Origin of the sequence: Sorangium sp. So ce176, assembly GCF_051519835.1 — a bacterium.
Lineage (GTDB): Bacteria > Myxococcota_A > Polyangia > Polyangiales > Polyangiaceae > Sorangium > Sorangium cellulosum_G.
This window is the reverse complement of record NZ_CP150371.1, coordinates 10,780,211-10,796,808: the sequence shown is the minus strand read 5'-3', so window position 1 is coordinate 10,796,808 and position 16,598 is coordinate 10,780,211. Positions and strand designations below refer to the sequence as shown.

Sequence of the window (16,598 nt, the reverse complement as noted above, 5' to 3'; positions counted from 1 at the left end):
GAGCGGCGCGAACGGGGCGAACCGTCGATCGTGCGACGTCGTGCGGCGTCCGAGCTGCGGCTCGGCGGCGCGCCGCCCTCTAGATGCGGAGAGAGAACAGCGTGCGTGAACGATCCTTCATCCCCCGGATGAGCCGCTGCGCTCGTCTCCGCCGCCCCCGTCCTGCGCTGCTCCTGACGCTCCTCCCGCTCGCCGCGGCCGCGTTGCCGGCCTGCTCCGATGACGGCGCCGCGCCGGCGCGCGCCGCCGCGCGCACCGCGACGGTCGAAGCGCGCGCGCGCGTCCACGCGCTCCGCGCCATGTTTCCGCGGGCCCTCGGCCAGGCGCCGGCCGGGTCCCCCCTCGGCGAGACCAGCGCCTTGCCCCGGACGGCCAGCGTCACGCTGCCGAGCCACGCCGCCGCGGGCGTGCGCCTTCGCGACGAGGCCTCCGGCCTGGCCGTGACCTTCTCGCTCCAAGGGGCGCGCGACGTCGCGGCCGCCACCGTCGATGGCGTCACGCTGTATCGCCAGGCGCTCGTCGCCGGCGGCGCCCCCGCGGATGTCCTGCACCGCGTCCATCCAGCCGGGACCGAGGACTTCGTCTATTTCGAGCGCGAGCCGCCCCGCAGGGCGCTCCGCTACCGCGTCGATGTCACGATGGCGGCGGGGCTGCGGCTGGTCGAGAACACGCTCGAGTTCCTCGACGCGGGCGGCGCGCCTCGCCTGCGCGTCGCGCCGCCGTACCTCGTCGACGCGGAGGGCGCGCGGCACGACGCGGCGCTCTCGGTGGAAGGGTGCGCGGTCGACACGAGCCCGCGCGCGCCCTGGGGGCGCCCGCCCGCGGCCCCCGGCGCCTCCACGTGCACGGTCACGGTGGGCTGGGACTCGGCCGCGGTGCGGTATCCGGCGCTGGTCGATCCCCTCTGGATGTCGACGAGCAACGCCATGACCGACGCGCGCGCGCGGCACACCGCGGTCGACATGGCGCCCGGCGCGCCGGCGAGCCGGGTGCTCATCGCGGGCGGCTTCATGACGGACGGCGCGGCGCTTCGCTCGGCCGAGATCTACGAGCCCCTGAGCCGCACCTTCGCGAGGACGGGCTCGCTGCGGGCGGCCCGAGGCGCCCACACGGCCACGGCCCTCGGCGCGATCACGCCGTCCGGCGACGACGTCCCCGTGCTGATCGCGGGCGGCGCCGGCAGCGAGGGCGGGACGCCGCTCGGCACCCTGGAGGTCTACGACCCCGCCACCGGGGAGTTCTCCACCGATCCGGCCTCGATGAGCCAGCCGCGGTTCAACCACACGGCCACGCTCATCGCCAATCGGACGGTCCTGATCGCCGGCGGCATCGCGCCGCCGCTCAACCAGCCGACGAGCAGCGCGCTCGTCTACACCTTCACCGACCTCGGGGACACCGCGCTCGTGCCGACCGAGAACCAGATGGGCCTGTCGCGGCACGCCCACGCCGCCGCGCGGCTCAGCACCGGCGATGTCCTCCTGTGCGGCGGCTTCGTGCTCACCGGCGCTGCCCTCTCGACGGCCGAGATCTACAACGCGGCGGCGCGCTCGTTCGGCCCCGTGGTCGCGGGCCCGTCGTCGAGGCCCCAGATGTCGGCGCTGCGGGGGTTCCACGCCGCGACCGTGCTCGACTCGGGGGACGTGCTGATCACCGGCGGCACGAACCAGCTGCTCGGCGGCCTCTACACGAACGCGGTCGACCTCTACGTCGACGGATCGAGCGACCCGTCGCGCCGGGGCTTCGCCGCGCTGCCGAGGTACACCGCGATGAACCGGGCGCGCGCGAACCACACGACGACGCTGCTGCCCACGGGAGAGGTGGTGATCGCCGGCGGCTACAACGGGCTGGCCACGCTCGGCGCCACGGAGATGTACAACCCGACGTCGAGGCGGTTCACCTTGCTCGACGTGCCCGAGCCGATGGCGGCGCGGCGTGATCACACCGCCCTGCTCGTCAATGCAGGCCGCTCGGTCGACGCGGGCAGGGCCGTCCTCGTCGTGGGCGGCAGGGGACCGTCCGGCGCGCTCGCCGCCGACCAGGCGCTCGACACAGCGCAGGTCCTCCTGAAGGACAACGGCGAGCCCTGCAGCATGGGCGGCGAGTGCCTCTCGGGCCACTGCACCGAGGGCGTCTGCTGCAACGTCGCATGCACCGAGGAGTGCTTCTCGTGCACGGCGGAGGGGAAAGGGACCGGCGGGGATGGGTTGTGCGGCTTCGCCAGGGAAGGCACGCCGCTGCCCCAGCGGTGCATCCCCGGCGACGAGATCGAGGTGCACAACCGATGCGACGGCAACGGCCGCGCCAGGCCGGACGAGGAGACGAAGGACTGCAATCCGGGAACCTGCGATAAGGACGGCGTCGCCTGCTCGCCGTACTGCAATGAAGAGCAACCGTGCTCCGAGACGGGCTGGTGCGACTTCACCGCGACAGGCGACGCCAGCGGCGCGGGCGGCGCGGGCGGCGCGGGCGGCGCGGGCGGCGCGGGGAGTGCGGGCGGCGCGGGCGGCGCGGGGAGTGCGGGCGGCGCGGGCGGCGCAGGTGCGAGCGGCGCCGGCGGCATCGGCGGCGCAGGCGGTACAGGCGGCGTCGATGGTACAGGAGGCGTCGGTGGCACAGGAGGCGCCGGTGGCGCAGGCGGCACAGGCGGCGCAGGCGGCGCAGGCGGCACAAGCGGCGTCTCGAGCGGCTCGGGCGGCGCAGGCGGCGTCTCGAGCGGCTCGGGCGGCGACACCCCGACGATCCCGGCCGGAGCGGGCCAGTGCAAGCCGAAGCGGGTGACCAGCGCCGCCTGCGAGCGCGATGAGCAGTGCCTCTCCGGGTTCTGCGTCGACGGCACGTGCTGCAACCAGGCGTGCCGGGGGCAGTGTCAGGCCTGCGATACGCCGGGCAACGTCGGCTTCTGCACGACCCTCGGCTCGCTGGCGAGCCCGGAACCGCCGCACCTCAACACGGGGGGCACCTTCGAACGCTCGCCGTGCCGGGGTGATGGCACCGCGTGCTCCGGCGTCTGCGACGGCACCAACCCGCTCGCGTGCACCTATCCCGGCCCCACGTCCGAGCTGAGCGCTCCGACGTGCAGCTGCCCGGACGAGGGCTGCGCGATCGGACCGGCCGAGGAGCTCCACCGCCTGTGCGACGGCGACGGCGGCTCGACCGAGGACCCGCGCTCGTGCGGCGGCTTCCGGTGCGCTGACGCCGGTACGTGCAAGACGAGCTGCGATCCTGCGAACGGCGACGACGACTGCCTCCTCGACTTCATCTGCGAGGAGGGAACTTGCGTGGAGCTCACGGCGCCTCGCTGTGACGGCAAACACACAGTGCGCGTCCCCGACGCCGCCGACATCGATTGCACCCCCTACGCGTGCGATGGCATCGCGTGCCTGGAGAGGTGCGCCTCCGTCAGCGACTGCGTGGCTCCCTCGGTGTGCAACACCGCTGGCGAATGCGTACAGCCTTTCGAGCTGCCCGATCCGGCGTCCTGCTCCTGCCGCACCGCCGGCGAGCCGCGCAATGGCGGCGCCCCGCTCGGGGTCCTGCTCCTCGGCCTCGGCGCGGCCGGCGGCGCCGTGGCGCGGCGGCGGTCTCGCCGCGCCACGGCGGGTCGCTGACATGCGCCTGGCGCTCGCCTCATGGCGTGAGCGCGGCGCGGCGGACAGTGGCATGTTGCCCCTCACCTCTCGCCCCCGCTATCGTGGCGCCCCATGCGGTCCTCATCCGTCGCAGCGGCCGCGTCCGCGGCCGTCCTGCTGACGCTCGCCAGCGCCTCGCGGGGCCAGACCACCGGCGGCTTCGCGATCAACCGGTTCGAGCCGGCGCCCGCCGGCGACGTGTTCTTCGGCGTCCCCTCCCCCGCCGCGCCCGGCGAGCTCACGCCGCGCGCCCACGTGATGCTCGATTACTCCCATCGGCCGGTCCGCTTCCGCAGCGGCGAGGGCACCGGCACCGCGAGCGAGGTCGCCGTCGTCTCCTCGCAGGCGTTCCTGCGCCTCGACGCCTCGCTCGCGCTCTGGGATCGCCTGCTGCTCTCCGTGGATGCGCCGCTCGCCGTCGCGCAAGGCGGCGAGGATCCGGGCCTCCCCGGCACGCAGTTCACCGAGCTGACAGCGCCCGTGCTCGGCGATCTCCGCCTCGGCGCCCGGGTCCGGGTGCTCGGGCAGGACGCGGGGCCCATCCAGCTCGGGATCGGCAGCTACCTGTTCCTGCCCACCGGATCGCCGGCGCAGTACACAGGTGATCCAGCCGCGCGCGGCAACGTCCACGCGAGCCTCGGCGGCCGCGTCGGCGCGCCGCTCGCGTTCCTCTGGAATGCGAGCGGCGGCCTCGAGGTCGGCGGCGGCTCGACCAGCCCCTCGCTGCTCACGTTCGGCGGCGCCGCGGGGCTCCTCCTCGCCGGTGATCTCCTCCAGCTCGGCGCCGAGCTGTACGGCGCGGCGCCGCTCGGAGAGGATCTCCTGCTCTCGAGCACGCCGCCCGCCCGCACGGGCGCCGGCGTCAACGCCGAGCTGCTCTTCGGCGCCAAGCTGCGCGTCCTCGGCGGCCTCACCTTCGGCGCGGCGGCCGGGCCGGGCCTCTTCGACGCTGTCGGCACCCCGAACGTCCGCGCCGTCGGCATGATCGGCTGGGCGCCGCTCCCGCAGCCGGCCCCTCCCGAGCGCGCGCCGGCCGCCGCCGCCGCGGGCGACAAGGACGACGACGGCATCAACGACGACATCGACGCCTGCCCTGACGTGAAGGGCGAGCCGTCGCCCGATCCAGCGAGGGACGGCTGCCCTCCGGCCGATCGCGACGGCGACACGGTGCTCGACATCGACGACGCGTGCCCGACGACGCCGGGCCCCCGGCGCGCCGACGCGACGAAAAGCGGCTGCCCGGACGACGAGGACGACGACGGCTTCCACGACGGCATCGACGCCTGCCCGACCGTGGCCGGCGCCGCGAGCGATGACCCGAAGAAGGTCGGCTGCCCCGGCGACGCGGACGGCGACGGCATCGCCGACGCCGCCGACGCCTGCCCGGCGGCCAAGGGGCCCGCCAGCCGCGATCCGAAGCAGAACGGCTGCCCCGACGATCCGGACGGCGACGGCGTGCGCGGCGCCGCGGACGCCTGCCCGAGGGAGCGCGGCCTTCCCGACCGGGATCCGAAGCAGAACGGGTGCCCGAGGTTCGTGCGGGTGCACGCCGACGAGATCACCACCTCGAAGCCTGTGCAGTTCGTCCCGTATGGCAAGACGCGCACGCAGACGGTCGACCCCATCTCCGACGAGATCCTCTACGAGGTGCGCGACGCCATCCTGCAGAACCCGGACATCGAGCTCGTCGAGGTGCAAGGGCACACGGACGACAACGGGACCGAGAAATTCAATATGACCTTGTCCCAGGACCGCGCCGACGCCGTCCTCTCGTGGCTCGTGGCCGCCGGCGTGCCGCGGGACAAGCTCGTGGCCAAGGGGTACGGGTTCGAGCAGCCGCTCGCGGACAACCGCGTCAAGACGGGGCGCCAGAAGAACCGGCGCGTCCAGTTCATGATCATCAAGCGCAAAGGGCAGCAGCCCTAGCGATCAGAAGTCGTAACGGAGGCTCACGCCGGGCGCGACCATGAACACGAGGTCGCCCATCACGGGCTCGGGCCTGTAGGTGCCGATCCCGTCGGTCGACGCCGGGATCTCGATCGTCGGATCCCACCTGGGCGGCTCGGGCGCGATGAGCACAAGCAGCTTGACCCCGGCCGAGACCTCGAAATGCTCGGCGAAGCGGGCGCCGATCCGCGCCTCGGGATCCAGGAAGAGGTACGTGGCCGACGAGAAGGAAGCGGCGGGCGCGGCGAGGATCACGCTGCCGTCCCGCGCCGTGAAATTGCCGCTGCGCTCGTCGCGGACCTGACCGAGCAACACCCCGGCGCCGAGGCGGAACTGCAGCGGGAAGCGCTGCTCCACGTGGTAGCCGATCGTCGCGCCGACGAGCACGCCGCTCAGCCGCAGATCGTCGTCCGCGTGGCCTCGATCCGGCTCGGCCACGCCCACCGGATAGAGCGCGGCGTCGCGGCCCTCGACGCCCTGGAGCGCCATCAGGCCTCCGACCTCGACGCCGAAGCCGAGCCCCGAGCCGAGCTCGTAGGCGCCATGGAGGAAGGCGGCGCCGCCGAGCCCGAGCGAGCGCGAGCAGCCCCCGGAGCAACCCGCGACGTCGCCCCCGAGCGTCGGCACGAAGAGGAACGAGGCGCTCGCGTCGAGCGCGATCTTCGGCGGCTTGCGCCAGATCGGCGCCTCCTCGTCGCGCTCGAGCTGCAGCGTGAGCACCTCGCGCTCCCCGCGGTCGAGCGTGACGGTCCGCGACCCGGTGACGAACCCGTCGGCCTTCACCTCGACGCGGTGCTGGCCTTCCTTCAGCCGGCCGAGCCACACGCCGTTGCCCACGTTGACCGAGTTGATCCACACGCTCGCGCCCGGCGGCGTGGGGTTGACGCGCAGCGAGGCGTCGAGCTCCTCGGCGAGCAGCGACAGCGTGGTGAGCTCCTGGGGCCGCACGGGCGCGGCGGTCGGCTGGGAGCCGAGCTTCCCCTCCCCGCGCAGCGCGACCATGTGGTTGCCGACCGACAGCGCGCCGAGCCAGGGCGTGCGCCCGACGACGACGTTGTCGACGAGCACGTCGACCGTCTTGCCTGTGCGCTCGACGACGCGCAGCTTGCCGGATCGCGTGAGCCTGCGGAGCCTGGCCTGCACCGGGACCGTCTGGCCGCCGGCGACGTCGACGCGCCGCTCGAACGACTCGAACCCCTCCTTGAACACGCGGATCACGTGCGGCCCCGCGGGCACGCGGATCGGCTTGAAGGGCGGATACTGGCCGCGGTCCTCGCCGCTCACGACGATGGACGCGCCGGGCTCGGCGCCGCTGATGTCGATCGTCCCGACGCGCGCCCTGAGCTCGGCGATGTCGCGCTGGACGGCCGTGCGCTCGGCGGCCGACGCGTTGAAATCGCGGAGGAACGCCTCGAACATGTCGAGCGCCTCGTCGTAACGCTTCAGCTCCCGCAGCGCGATCGCCGCGTTCCTCGTCGCGGCGCGCGTCGGGAACAGCCTGCGCGAGAGCATGAACTCCGCGAGCGCGGGCCCGAGCGCTCCCTGACCGAGCAGCCCGAGCCCCTTCTCGAAGTGCTGGAGCGCCTCCTGGCGGACGGCCTCGGACACCGGGACCTCGTCTCCCAGCGAGCGGGGCCCGGCCGGGTCCTGCGCCGGCGCGGCCTCGCCGGCGTCCGCCGGAGCCGGCGCTGCCTGGCCCGGCGAGGGCGCGGGCTGCGCGCCGGCCGGCAGCGGCGCGAGCGCTGTCACGAGCCCCGCCGCCATCGCCGTCAGGCCGGTCACGCGCCGGCGGGGCGCGCCCGTCGAGCCCCGAAGATCGGCTGTCTCGGATCCCTGCGTCGGCCCGCTGCGCCCGGCCGACGACCGCTCAAGCTCGCCCATCACGTTCGTCTGTCCCGCCCTGCTTCAAGGAGGCTCACTGCTTGAATTCGCCGGTGTCGTGCGTGAACCCCGGAGGGACCGCGGGGCGCGTCGTGCTCGGCGGCGGCGCGGTGGTCGCCTTCGTCGTCGGCGCGGGCCGTCCATGCGCGGTGGGGAGCTCGACCTTCGCCGGGTACGCCCCGCCCTCCGTGATGGCGATCTCGGTGGTCACCTGGGTCGGGCCCTTGAACACGCGGACCTTGTACGTGCTGCCGAGGCGCCCGTTGATCTCGAGCACGCCGTCGGTGGTGGTCGCGCGCTCGCCCTCGAGCTCGACGAGCGCGTCTTCTGGCCAGATCACGACGCGCACGCGCCGCTTCGGGGCCTCGTCGGGCGGCCTCTTGGCGCTGGGCGCCGCCTCCACGACGGCGACCGGCGGTGGCGGCGTGACCTGGCTGGCCGGCGTGACGGGCTCCGGCGCCGTGATCTGCGGCGCCGGGGCGACCTCGGGGGTCGCGGACAAGCGCCGCGCCGCCATCACCCCGAGCCCCACCACGGCGCCGAGCGCAGCGACGCCGGCGACGAGCGCGACGCCCTTGGCGGACCGACCGAGTGCGCCGCCCGAGCGCGACGCCGTGAGCCCGCCGTCCGTGCCTGACGGCACGGCGGGGTACGCCCCGCTGCGCAGCGCCGAGCCGTCGGAGGCCGGGTACCCGCCGCTCGCGTTCGCGTTCGGCGCGGCCGGGTAGCCGCTCGGCAGCCCCAGGGCGCCGACGGCCGGGTACCCGCCGCTCGCGTTCGCGGGGGGTATCGACGCGTGCGGGTTGCTCTGCCGCACCTCCGGGGCGCCCGCGCCGAGGCGCGGGGCCACGTGGTGGCGGTGGGCCTCGGTCAGGGGGACGAGCATGTCCTCCTGGATGGCCCACCCGTAAGGCAACATGGGCCGGAGCGTGGCGAGCATCTCCTGCGCGTCCTGGAACCGGCGCGCCGGGTCTTGCTGGAGGCAGCGGTGCACGACGGCCGCGATCTCGGCCGGGACCCAGGGCGCGTGGTCCTGGAGCGGCGGCACGGGCCCCGAGCAGATCGAGAGGATGAGCTGCCCGAGCGCCTTGATGTCGTGGAAGGGCGTGCGCCCGGAGAGCGCCTGATAGAGGACGGCGCCGAGCGACCAGATGTCGGTGCGGTGGTCGATCTCGCGCTGCCCGACGGCCTGCTCCGGCGACATGTAGAGCGGCGAGCCCACGAGGCTGCCGGTCTTGGTGAGATCGGCCCCCTCGGTGTCGTTCGCCTGGTCCATCTTGACCTTGGCGATCCCGAAATCGAGCAGCTTGATGATGATCTCGCCGGCGTCGCGCCGCGCGAGGAACAGGTTGTGCGGCTTGATGTCGCGGTGGACGACGCCCGCGTCGTGCGCCTTCTGCAGCCCGAGGCAGCAGTGCACAGCGATGCGCAGGGCGACGTGCGGCGCGAGCGGGCCGGTGCGGAGCAGGAGGTGCTGGAGGTCCTCGCCGGCGAGGAACTCCATCGCGAGGAACGGCAGCTTGGTCTCGCGATCGATCCCGGCGTCGAGCACCTGGGTGATGTGCTGCGTGTCGATGGCTCCGGCGGCGCGCGCCTCGCGCTGGAACCGCTGGACGATCCTCGGATCGCGGGTCAGGTCGAGCGAGCTGATCACCTTGATGGCGCAGCGCCGGCCCGTCGCTGTGTGCTCGGCTTCGTACACCGAACCCATCGCTCCCTCCCCGAGGAGCTTGGCTATCCGGTACTTGCCGTCGATGACCGCGCCGATCACAAGCCTACGATCGACTGTAGGCGGTTCCGCCGGGGAGCGCAACGCTCACCCGCGGCGCGATGCGTCGCGGGACATGGACGCGACCGGCGCGACCGGCGCGACCGGCGCGACCGGCGCGACCGGATTTCCAGTGCGGCCACCTCCATGGCTGGCCGGGGCGACGCGTTGCTCACTTCACGCGAAGGGTCTTCATCGCGCCTGCCCAGGCGATGAGCTGGTCGAGCATGTTGCCGACCGACTTCTCGTGGCGGGGGTTCGGCTTGAACACGCTGAAGTTCTCGAAGTCGTCATACAGCGAGAGCATGACCTGCGCGCGCACGTCCGCGATCTGAAGCTCGGCCATCACGAGCCGGAGTTGCTCGACGGCGCGGGCGCCGCCCGCGCTGCCGTAGCTCACGAAGCTAGCCGCCTTGTTGTTCCACTCCTTGTACAGGTAATCGAGCGCGTTCTTGAGCGCGCCCGAGGTGCCGTGGTTGTACTCCGGCGTCACGAACACGAACGCGTCGAAGGAATCGATCTTCGCCGACCACGCCTTTGTGTGAGGCTTTGTGTACTGTCCCATCGACGGCGGCGCTGCCTCGTCGAGCAGCGGCAGGTCGAAGTCCTTGATGTCGACGAGCTCGTACTCGGCGCCCCCCTTCTTCGTCGCCACGCCGTGGACCCACTTCGCGACGGCTTCACCGTTCCGTCCCGGCCGCGTGCTCCCCAGAATGATCGCCACCTTCAGCATGTCTGCGCTCCAGTCGATGGCCCCTCTTCGATCGGGCGAACGGGCGGCAGGGTGCACATTCCCATGGCATCCCGGTGGTCAGGAGGGGCCGTTCGAGGTTGTTACGAGCTGCGTTTCCAGCGCGTGTACATCCCGCACCGTCCATGCGTCAAGTGGGCGGCCGGCCGAGCGTAGAGGCCGCCAGGCCACGTCGGCGAGCGCTACAGCATCACGGCGCGTGAGGCGATGAGGCCGTGGCCCTGGCCCTGCGGGCGAGGGTCACATACCGGATGATCAGGCTGAGCGCCGACCAGAGCGCGAGCACGGCGAGCGGCCACGCGAGCAAACGCGGAAAGTACAGGGCGATCGCCGCGCTGCCGAGGAGCAAGAGCGCTCCGCCGAGGAGGATCCCGCCCTCGGCCGCGCCGAGGACGCGGCGGTTCGTGATCGCCGCGCCCACGGTGTTCGCGAGGCGCAGGGCGCCCGCCGCGGAGCGCCCGGTCCCGGCTGCCTGCGGGGGGCGCGCTCTGCCGGGGAGGGCGCGGCGTCGGGCGCGGAGGACGATCTCGGTCGCGCCGCGGAGATCTTCCTCGAACTGCGCCTGCATGCGCCCGGCGAACTCCTCGTCCTCGATCGCCACGTCGATCTCGCAGTTCTCGAGCCAGCTCGCGACATTGAGGTTGCTCGATCCCACGCGCGCCCAGCGCCCATCGGCCACCGCCGTCTTCGCGTGGAGCATCGAGCCATTCCACTCGTAGACGCGAACCCCGGCCTCGAGCAGCGGGCGATAGCCGGCCCGCGACAGCGTACCGACGGCCGGAATATCGCTCGTGCCCGGGACGAGCAGGCGCACGTCGACTCCATCGCGCGCCGCCGCCGTGAGCGCCTGGACGTACGGCGCGATGCCGACGAAGTAGGCATCCGTCAACCAGAGGGATCGCTGCGCGAGCGCCGCGATCATCTGATCGAGCCGGTAGAGCCCCGTGGTGCTCGGCAGCTTCGCCACGACGCGCAGGTCCACGCGGCCCGCCGCCGGGGGGACGTCGGTGAGGATGGGCAGGTCGGCGGGCAGGCCGTCGCCGAGGATCGCCCAGTTGTCGGCGAAGGCGACGGCGAGCGCGTGCACCGCCGGCCCCCGCACGGCGATGCCTGTGTCGCGCCACGGCGGCACGCGACGCGCTGGATTGCCGAGCCATTTGCCGCTGACGCAGATGCCGGAGACGAAGCCGACCTCGGCGTCGACGACGAGCAGCTTGCGATGATCGCGCGTCACCCAGCCGAACGGGCTGGTGAAGCTGAACGGATTGTAGGTGCGGACCTCTCCGCCCGCCCCGCGCAGCTTGCTCCAGAAGCGGTCCGTCGATGAGCCCAGGCACCCGAACCAGTCGCGCACCACGCTGACGTGGACGCCCGCCGCGGCGCGCTCGCTGAGCGCCTCGCGGAACTCGCGCGCCAGCGCGTCGTCGTCGAAGATGTAGTTCTCGAACAGGATCGAGGTGCGCGCCGCCCGTATCGCGGCGAGCCAGGCGTCGAAGTTCGCTCGGCCGTCGATCAGGAGGTCGACAGCGTTCCCGGCGATGAGCGGCGCGCCGGCGACGCGGCTGAAGGTCTGCTGCGCGAGCGGGCGCAGCGGTGCGTTCGCCGGGGCGATGCGTGCGGGGGCGCGAGCGGCGGCCATGGGATGTTCTAGGTGCCAGAATTTTCGGGTCCCGTCGCGCACCGCGTCGATGACGTGCCCCGGGTGGGAGCCGGTGACGGGCACGATGTGCGGTCCGCGCCGGCCGCCCGCGCGGCCAGGATCGCCCCTCGCGGCGGCGCCTCGGCTCGGACCGTCGAGCGGCTCGCAGCAGTCCCTATTACGATGTTTCGCTCGCGATTCTCACGCCAGAGCTTCTCTTTCACGCGCTCGGTCAGAATCGCGCGAAGTCCAGACAGCGTATCGCCAGCGCTGGTTGAAGCTCGGCCGCCTCGCCGCGAGAGGCATTTACCTGAGAGGTGAGCTGTGTTGAACGAGGTCACGGCGGCGCTCGCGGCCATCGAGGCAGAAGGGGAATTCGCGACCGAGCTCGCATGCGCCTCGGGCGATCTGCACGTCGAGGTGGAGGGGGTCGGCCCTCTCCGTTTCCCGATCTCGGTCGCGGCGGCGCGAAAGCTGTGCGCCGTCGCCCGACCGGCTCCTCACGGGCGGCGGGACATCACCTACGGCCGTTCGCTCCTGGGCCTCCCCACGAAAGCCTCGTTCGTCTGAGCTTGGCCCTGGCCCCTCCGGCCGCGCATTCCGCTCCCGTGGGCCGCGCCATCAACCAGAGCCCTCGAGCAGGCTCGTCCCCGCCTGCCGCATCGAGTCGAACGTGTAGGTCCCCGCGGTGGGCTCGAGCTCGACCTCGAAGGTCTCCAGGATGCGCGCCAGCATCCCGTACATCCCGACCGCGAGCGCGAGCTCCATCAAGCAGCGGGCATTCAGGTGTCCGGCGAGGGCTTGAAACGTGGACTCCGAGACCTTGACGTTCTCCGTCATCTCATCCGTGAAGCGCAGCACGAGTCGCTCTACCTCGGAGAACACGTCGGCGTCGGCGCCCCGAGGGACGGCCTCCACCTGTGCCGCGCTCACCCCGACAGACCGGGCGAGCGCGGCATGCTGCACCCACTCGTAACGTGAGCCGGAGAGATGCGCGACCCGCAGGATGGCCAGCTCGCGCAGGCGCTGGTCGATCTCTGCCTCGCACATGTTCGCGCTGGTCAGGCCGAGCACTTGCAGGGCGTTCGGCGTGTGCGCGAGCATGCCGAAGAGGTTCAGTGGCGGCAGCCTGGTGAGGCGTATACGGAGCTCCTCGGGGAGCTCATCAAGGTTCACATAGGGCAGTCGAGCCATACTTACCAGAGTATCACCGTCCCCGTTGCCGTTCCAGAGCACGGCTCCGAAGGCGCAAACGCGACGCACGATGCCCCTGATCCCACGTGCTGCTGGAGTGGCACGTGCCACCGGCGCCCTCGGCATCGGCGGTGCGACCCCTCGGATCCGCGCACGCCCCGGTGGACAACCGTGACACGTCGCGTGCTCTACCCCGCCTCATGCCACTCTCGATCTGCGGGATCAGCGCCCGCGAGCCAGCTCCCGCCGCGCAGAGGCCAGGTGTCCGATCCGGATTGCGTAGACGAAATTTCATCTCGCATTCTGCTCGCTGCTGTCATAATCTGCGTATTGTCGTGGCCTGGTGTAATGATGTGGCACAGCGGTCGTTCGGGGGGAGGGCGAGATGGTATCGCCTTCCCCTGGCCCGAGCTCCGATTCGATTGGTTTAGAGCCCCTAGAGCAGCTGGCCAGAGGAGAGAGGCATTCCGTGGCAAGGAAGACCGTCTTCATGTTTTCGGGGCAAGGCTCCCATTACTACGGCATGGGCCGGGAGCTCTTCGAGACCCACCCCGTCTTCAGGGCCTCGCTGCAATCCCTGGACTCGCTGTTCCAGGATCTCGGTGGTCCGAGCGTCCTCTCCGAGATCTATCGCGGCGACCGCACGGCGGCCGACTGGTTCGACCGCCTGTGCTTCAGCCACCCAGCGATATTCATGATCGAGCTCGCCCTCTTCGAGGCGCTCAAGGCGGAGGGGATCGAGCCCGATTGTCTTCTCGGTGCGAGCCTCGGTGAGTACACCGCCGCGGCCGCCGCGGGCGTGCTGAGCGCCGAGGAGGTCGCTCGCTGCATCGCGCATCAGGTGAAGATCATCGAGGCGCTGTGCCCTCGAGGCACCATGCTCGCGGTCCTCGGGGACCCGCGGATGTTCGAGCGGGAGCAGGTCTTCCGCGACAACGCGGAGCTCGCCGCGATCAATTTCGACAACCACTTCGTGGTGTCGGGCCTGTCCGACGACGTGTCGCGCATCGTCGCGTGGCTGGACAGCGCGCGGGTGATGCACCAGCGGCTCCCCGTCGCCTATCCGTTTCATTCTCGCTGGATGGATGTCGCCGCCGACCCGTACCGCCGTCACCTCGCGTCGCTGACCGTGCGCAAGCCATCGGCACCGGTCATGTCGTGCGAGACGGCGGGGCTCGTCGATGTCCTGGAGCCGGCGCACTTCTGGCGCATGGTGCGCGCGCCGATCCGCTTTCGAGACGCCGTGCGCGCGCTCGAGGAGGCGGAGAACGACGGGTGCCTCTATGTGGACCTGGGGCCCACCGGGACGCTGGCCAGCTTCGCCAAGCACAACCTGAAATCGGGGTCGCGGTCGGAGGCCATCACGGTGCTCAGCCCCTTCTCGCCGGGGTCCAAGGGGCTCGGGCGGCTCAAGCAGGCGCATCGTCGGGACGGCTCCGACAAGCGCTCGTCCGTGCGCGGCGCCGAGCCGGTCTCGCGGGAGGAGAAGAGGAAGGTCTACCTCTTTCCAGGGCAGGGATCGCAGGCGCGAGGGATGGGCGCGGAGCTCTTCGAGGAGTTCCCCGAGCTGACGGCCACGGCCGATCGGGTCCTCGGCTACTCGATCGCGCGGCTCTGCCGGGACGATCCGGAGCGGCAGCTCGATCAGACGCAGTTCACCCAGCCTGCGCTCTTCGTCGTCAACGCGCTGCTGCTCGCGCGCAGGAGGAAGAGCGGCGAGCGCCTCGCCTTCGTCGCGGGGCACAGCCTCGGGGAATACAACGCGCTCCTCGCCGCCGACGCGTTCGATTTCGAGACCGGACTGCGGCTCGTCCAGGAACGAGCCGCGCTGATGGCCCGGGCGAAGGAAGGCGGGATGGCGGCCGTGCTCGGGCTCGACGAGGCCACGGTCGGGAAGGTGCTGGCGGACAACAGGCTCGATGAGATCGCGCTCGCCAACTACAACGGGGCGCGGCAGTTCATCCTCGCCGGTCCCCGGGAGAGCGTGTCGAGGGCGCAGCCGTTGTTCCTCGGCGCCGGCGCCCTGGCTTATGTACCGCTGCGGGTGAGCGGCGCGTTCCACTCCCGGTACATGGAGCCGGCCCGGCGCGAGTTCGAGGGGTTCCTCGCGGGGTTCAAGTTCCGCCCGCCCGCCGTGCCGGTCATCGCCAACGTCACCGGAGAGCCTTACGAGCCGGACCAGATCGCGCGCATGCTCGCGGAGCAGCTCACGAAGCCGGTGCGGTGGGACTGGACTCTGGAGTTCCTGCTCCGGCAAGGCGATGTCGAGATCGAGGAGGTCGGCCCCGGCAACGTCCTCACGAAGCTGCTCGCGAAGGTCCGGAAGACCAGCGCCGCGGCCCCGGTGGCCCAGCACGCGCTCGCGCGGGTCGAAGCGCCGCCGCCCGTGGTGCAAGAGGCCGCGCGTCGGGCGCCCGACGCGGCGCGCCCGCGGCTCAGCGCAGAGTCGCTGGGGAGCGCCGCGTTCAGGAAGGCCTACGGCCTGAAGTACGCCTACGTCTGCGGTGCGATGTTCCGGGGCATCGCCTCGGAGCAGCTCGTCATCCGCGCGGCGCGCGCGGGCATCCTCTCGTTCTTCGGCGCCGGCGGCCTCGACATGGCGCGGGTCGAGCAGGCGATCGCCCGCATCCAGGGTGAGCTCCGCGCCGGCGAGCCGTACGGGATGAACCTCGTCCACAACCCGAGGCGCCCGTCGAACGAGGAAGAGACCGTCGACGTGTTCCTGAAGCACGGGGTCCGCAACGTCGAGGCCGCCGCGTTCATGCAGGTCACTCCGGCCCTCGTGCGTTATCGGCTCAAGGGGCTCAGGCGGGGCGCGGGCGGCGCGGTGGAGGTGAGGCACCGTATCCTGGCCAAGGTGTCTCGTCCGGAGATCACGGAAGCGTTCCTCGCCCCCGCGCCCGAGCGCATCGTCCAGCGGCTCCTGCAGGACGGCAAGCTCACCGCGGAGGAGGCGCGGCTCGGGGCCGAGGTGCCGATGGCCGACGACCTGTGCGTCGAGGCGGACGCCGGCGGCCACACCGAGCATCGGAACCCGATCGTCCTCCTGCCCACGATCCTCCGGCTCCGCGATCGGCGCGTGGAGAGGTACCGCGGTGGATTCAAGATCTGCGTGGGCGCCGCGGGCGGTATCGGCACGCCCGAGGCCGCGGCCGCCGTATTCGTGCTGGGCGCAGACTTCATCCTCACCGGATCCATCAATCAGTGTACCGTCGAGTCCGGCGTGAGCTCCGCGGTCAAGGACACGCTCGAGCAGATCGACATCCAGGACACCGATTATGCGCCCGCCGGGGACATGTTCGAGACGGGCGCGAGGGCCCAGGTCTTGAGGAAGGGCGTCTTGTTCCCCGCGCGCGCGAGGAAGCTCTACGAGCTCTATCGACGACACGAGTCGCTCGACGAGATCGATCCCGAGGTTCGCGCGAAGATCGAGCAGAGGTACTTCCGGAGGTCGTTCGACGAGGTGTACCGTGAGACCCGCGAGCACCTCCTGCGCGAGGACCCCCGGGAGATCGAGAAGGCGGACCAGGACCCGAAGCACAAGATGGCGTTGGTGTTCCGCTGGTACTTCGGCCACAGCCAGCGCCTGGCGATGGAAGGCGGTGAGGGGAGCCGCGTCGACTACCAGGTTCATTGCGGCCCGGCGCTCGGCGCGTTCAACCAGTGGGTGAAGGGGACCGCGCTCTCGAGCTGGCGAAACCGCCATGTCGACGAGATCGCGCAGGAGCTCATGCGTTCGACTGCCGAGCACCTCAACCAGCGCTTCGCGGCGCTGATCGCTTGATCGCG

The 16,598-nt window shown here is 71.8% G+C and carries 9 protein-coding genes; 4 read left to right on the top strand and 5 right to left on the bottom strand.

Translation table 11 applies throughout. The features are described 5' to 3' along the window. Window positions 1–101 precede the first annotated feature (101 nt). Window positions 102–3,608 carry a kelch repeat-containing protein gene (locus WMF42_RS40765; protein WP_437688425.1) on the top strand — a complete coding sequence of 1,169 codons (3,507 nt, stop codon included), beginning with the start codon at window positions 102–104 and terminating at the stop codon, window positions 3,606–3,608. A gap of 93 nt (window positions 3,609–3,701) precedes the next feature. Continuing rightward, window positions 3,702–5,555 carry an OmpA family protein gene (locus WMF42_RS40760; RefSeq protein ID WP_437688423.1) on the top strand — a complete coding sequence of 618 codons (1,854 nt, stop codon included), beginning with the start codon at window positions 3,702–3,704 and terminating at the stop codon, window positions 5,553–5,555. Window positions 5,556–5,558: 3 nt separating this feature from the next. Here the strand turns inward: WMF42_RS40760 and WMF42_RS40755 are convergent, their stop codons facing one another. The 4 genes from WMF42_RS40755 to WMF42_RS40740 form a co-directional block, all read right to left on the bottom strand. Next, a complete protein-coding gene (locus WMF42_RS40755; RefSeq protein ID WP_437688421.1) occupies window positions 5,559–7,457 on the bottom strand; it encodes a PEGA domain-containing protein in 1,899 nt (632 codons plus the stop codon). 34 nt (window positions 7,458–7,491) lie between these two features. Beyond that, window positions 7,492–9,228, bottom strand: a complete 1,737-nt coding sequence (locus tag WMF42_RS40750; protein WP_437688419.1) for a serine/threonine protein kinase — start codon at window positions 9,226–9,228, stop codon at window positions 7,492–7,494. A 169-nt stretch (window positions 9,229–9,397) separates the two neighbouring features. Further along, window positions 9,398–9,958 (bottom strand): NADPH-dependent FMN reductase, encoded by a 561-nt coding sequence (locus WMF42_RS40745; RefSeq protein WP_437688418.1) that lies wholly within the window; start codon window positions 9,956–9,958, stop codon window positions 9,398–9,400. Between the two features lie 208 nt (window positions 9,959–10,166). Next, window positions 10,167–11,615, bottom strand: a complete 1,449-nt coding sequence (locus WMF42_RS40740; RefSeq protein ID WP_437688416.1) for a phospholipase D-like domain-containing protein — start codon at window positions 11,613–11,615, stop codon at window positions 10,167–10,169. A gap of 324 nt (window positions 11,616–11,939) precedes the next feature. Between WMF42_RS40740 and WMF42_RS40735 the strand changes: the two genes are divergently transcribed. Then, on the top strand, window positions 11,940–12,185 hold the full coding sequence (locus WMF42_RS40735) for a hypothetical protein (RefSeq protein WP_437688414.1): 246 nt from the start codon (window positions 11,940–11,942) through the stop codon (window positions 12,183–12,185). Window positions 12,186–12,236: 51 nt separating this feature from the next. Here the strand turns inward: WMF42_RS40735 and WMF42_RS40730 are convergent, their stop codons facing one another. Continuing rightward, on the bottom strand, window positions 12,237–12,809 hold the full coding sequence (locus WMF42_RS40730; RefSeq protein ID WP_437688412.1) for a carboxymuconolactone decarboxylase family protein: 573 nt from the start codon (window positions 12,807–12,809) through the stop codon (window positions 12,237–12,239). A gap of 469 nt (window positions 12,810–13,278) precedes the next feature. Here WMF42_RS40730 and fabD point away from each other — a divergent pair, with 469 nt between their 5' ends. Further along, window positions 13,279–16,593 carry an ACP S-malonyltransferase gene (fabD, locus tag WMF42_RS40725; protein ID WP_437688410.1) on the top strand — a complete coding sequence of 1,105 codons (3,315 nt, stop codon included), beginning with the start codon at window positions 13,279–13,281 and terminating at the stop codon, window positions 16,591–16,593. Window positions 16,594–16,598: the final 5 nt, after the last annotated feature.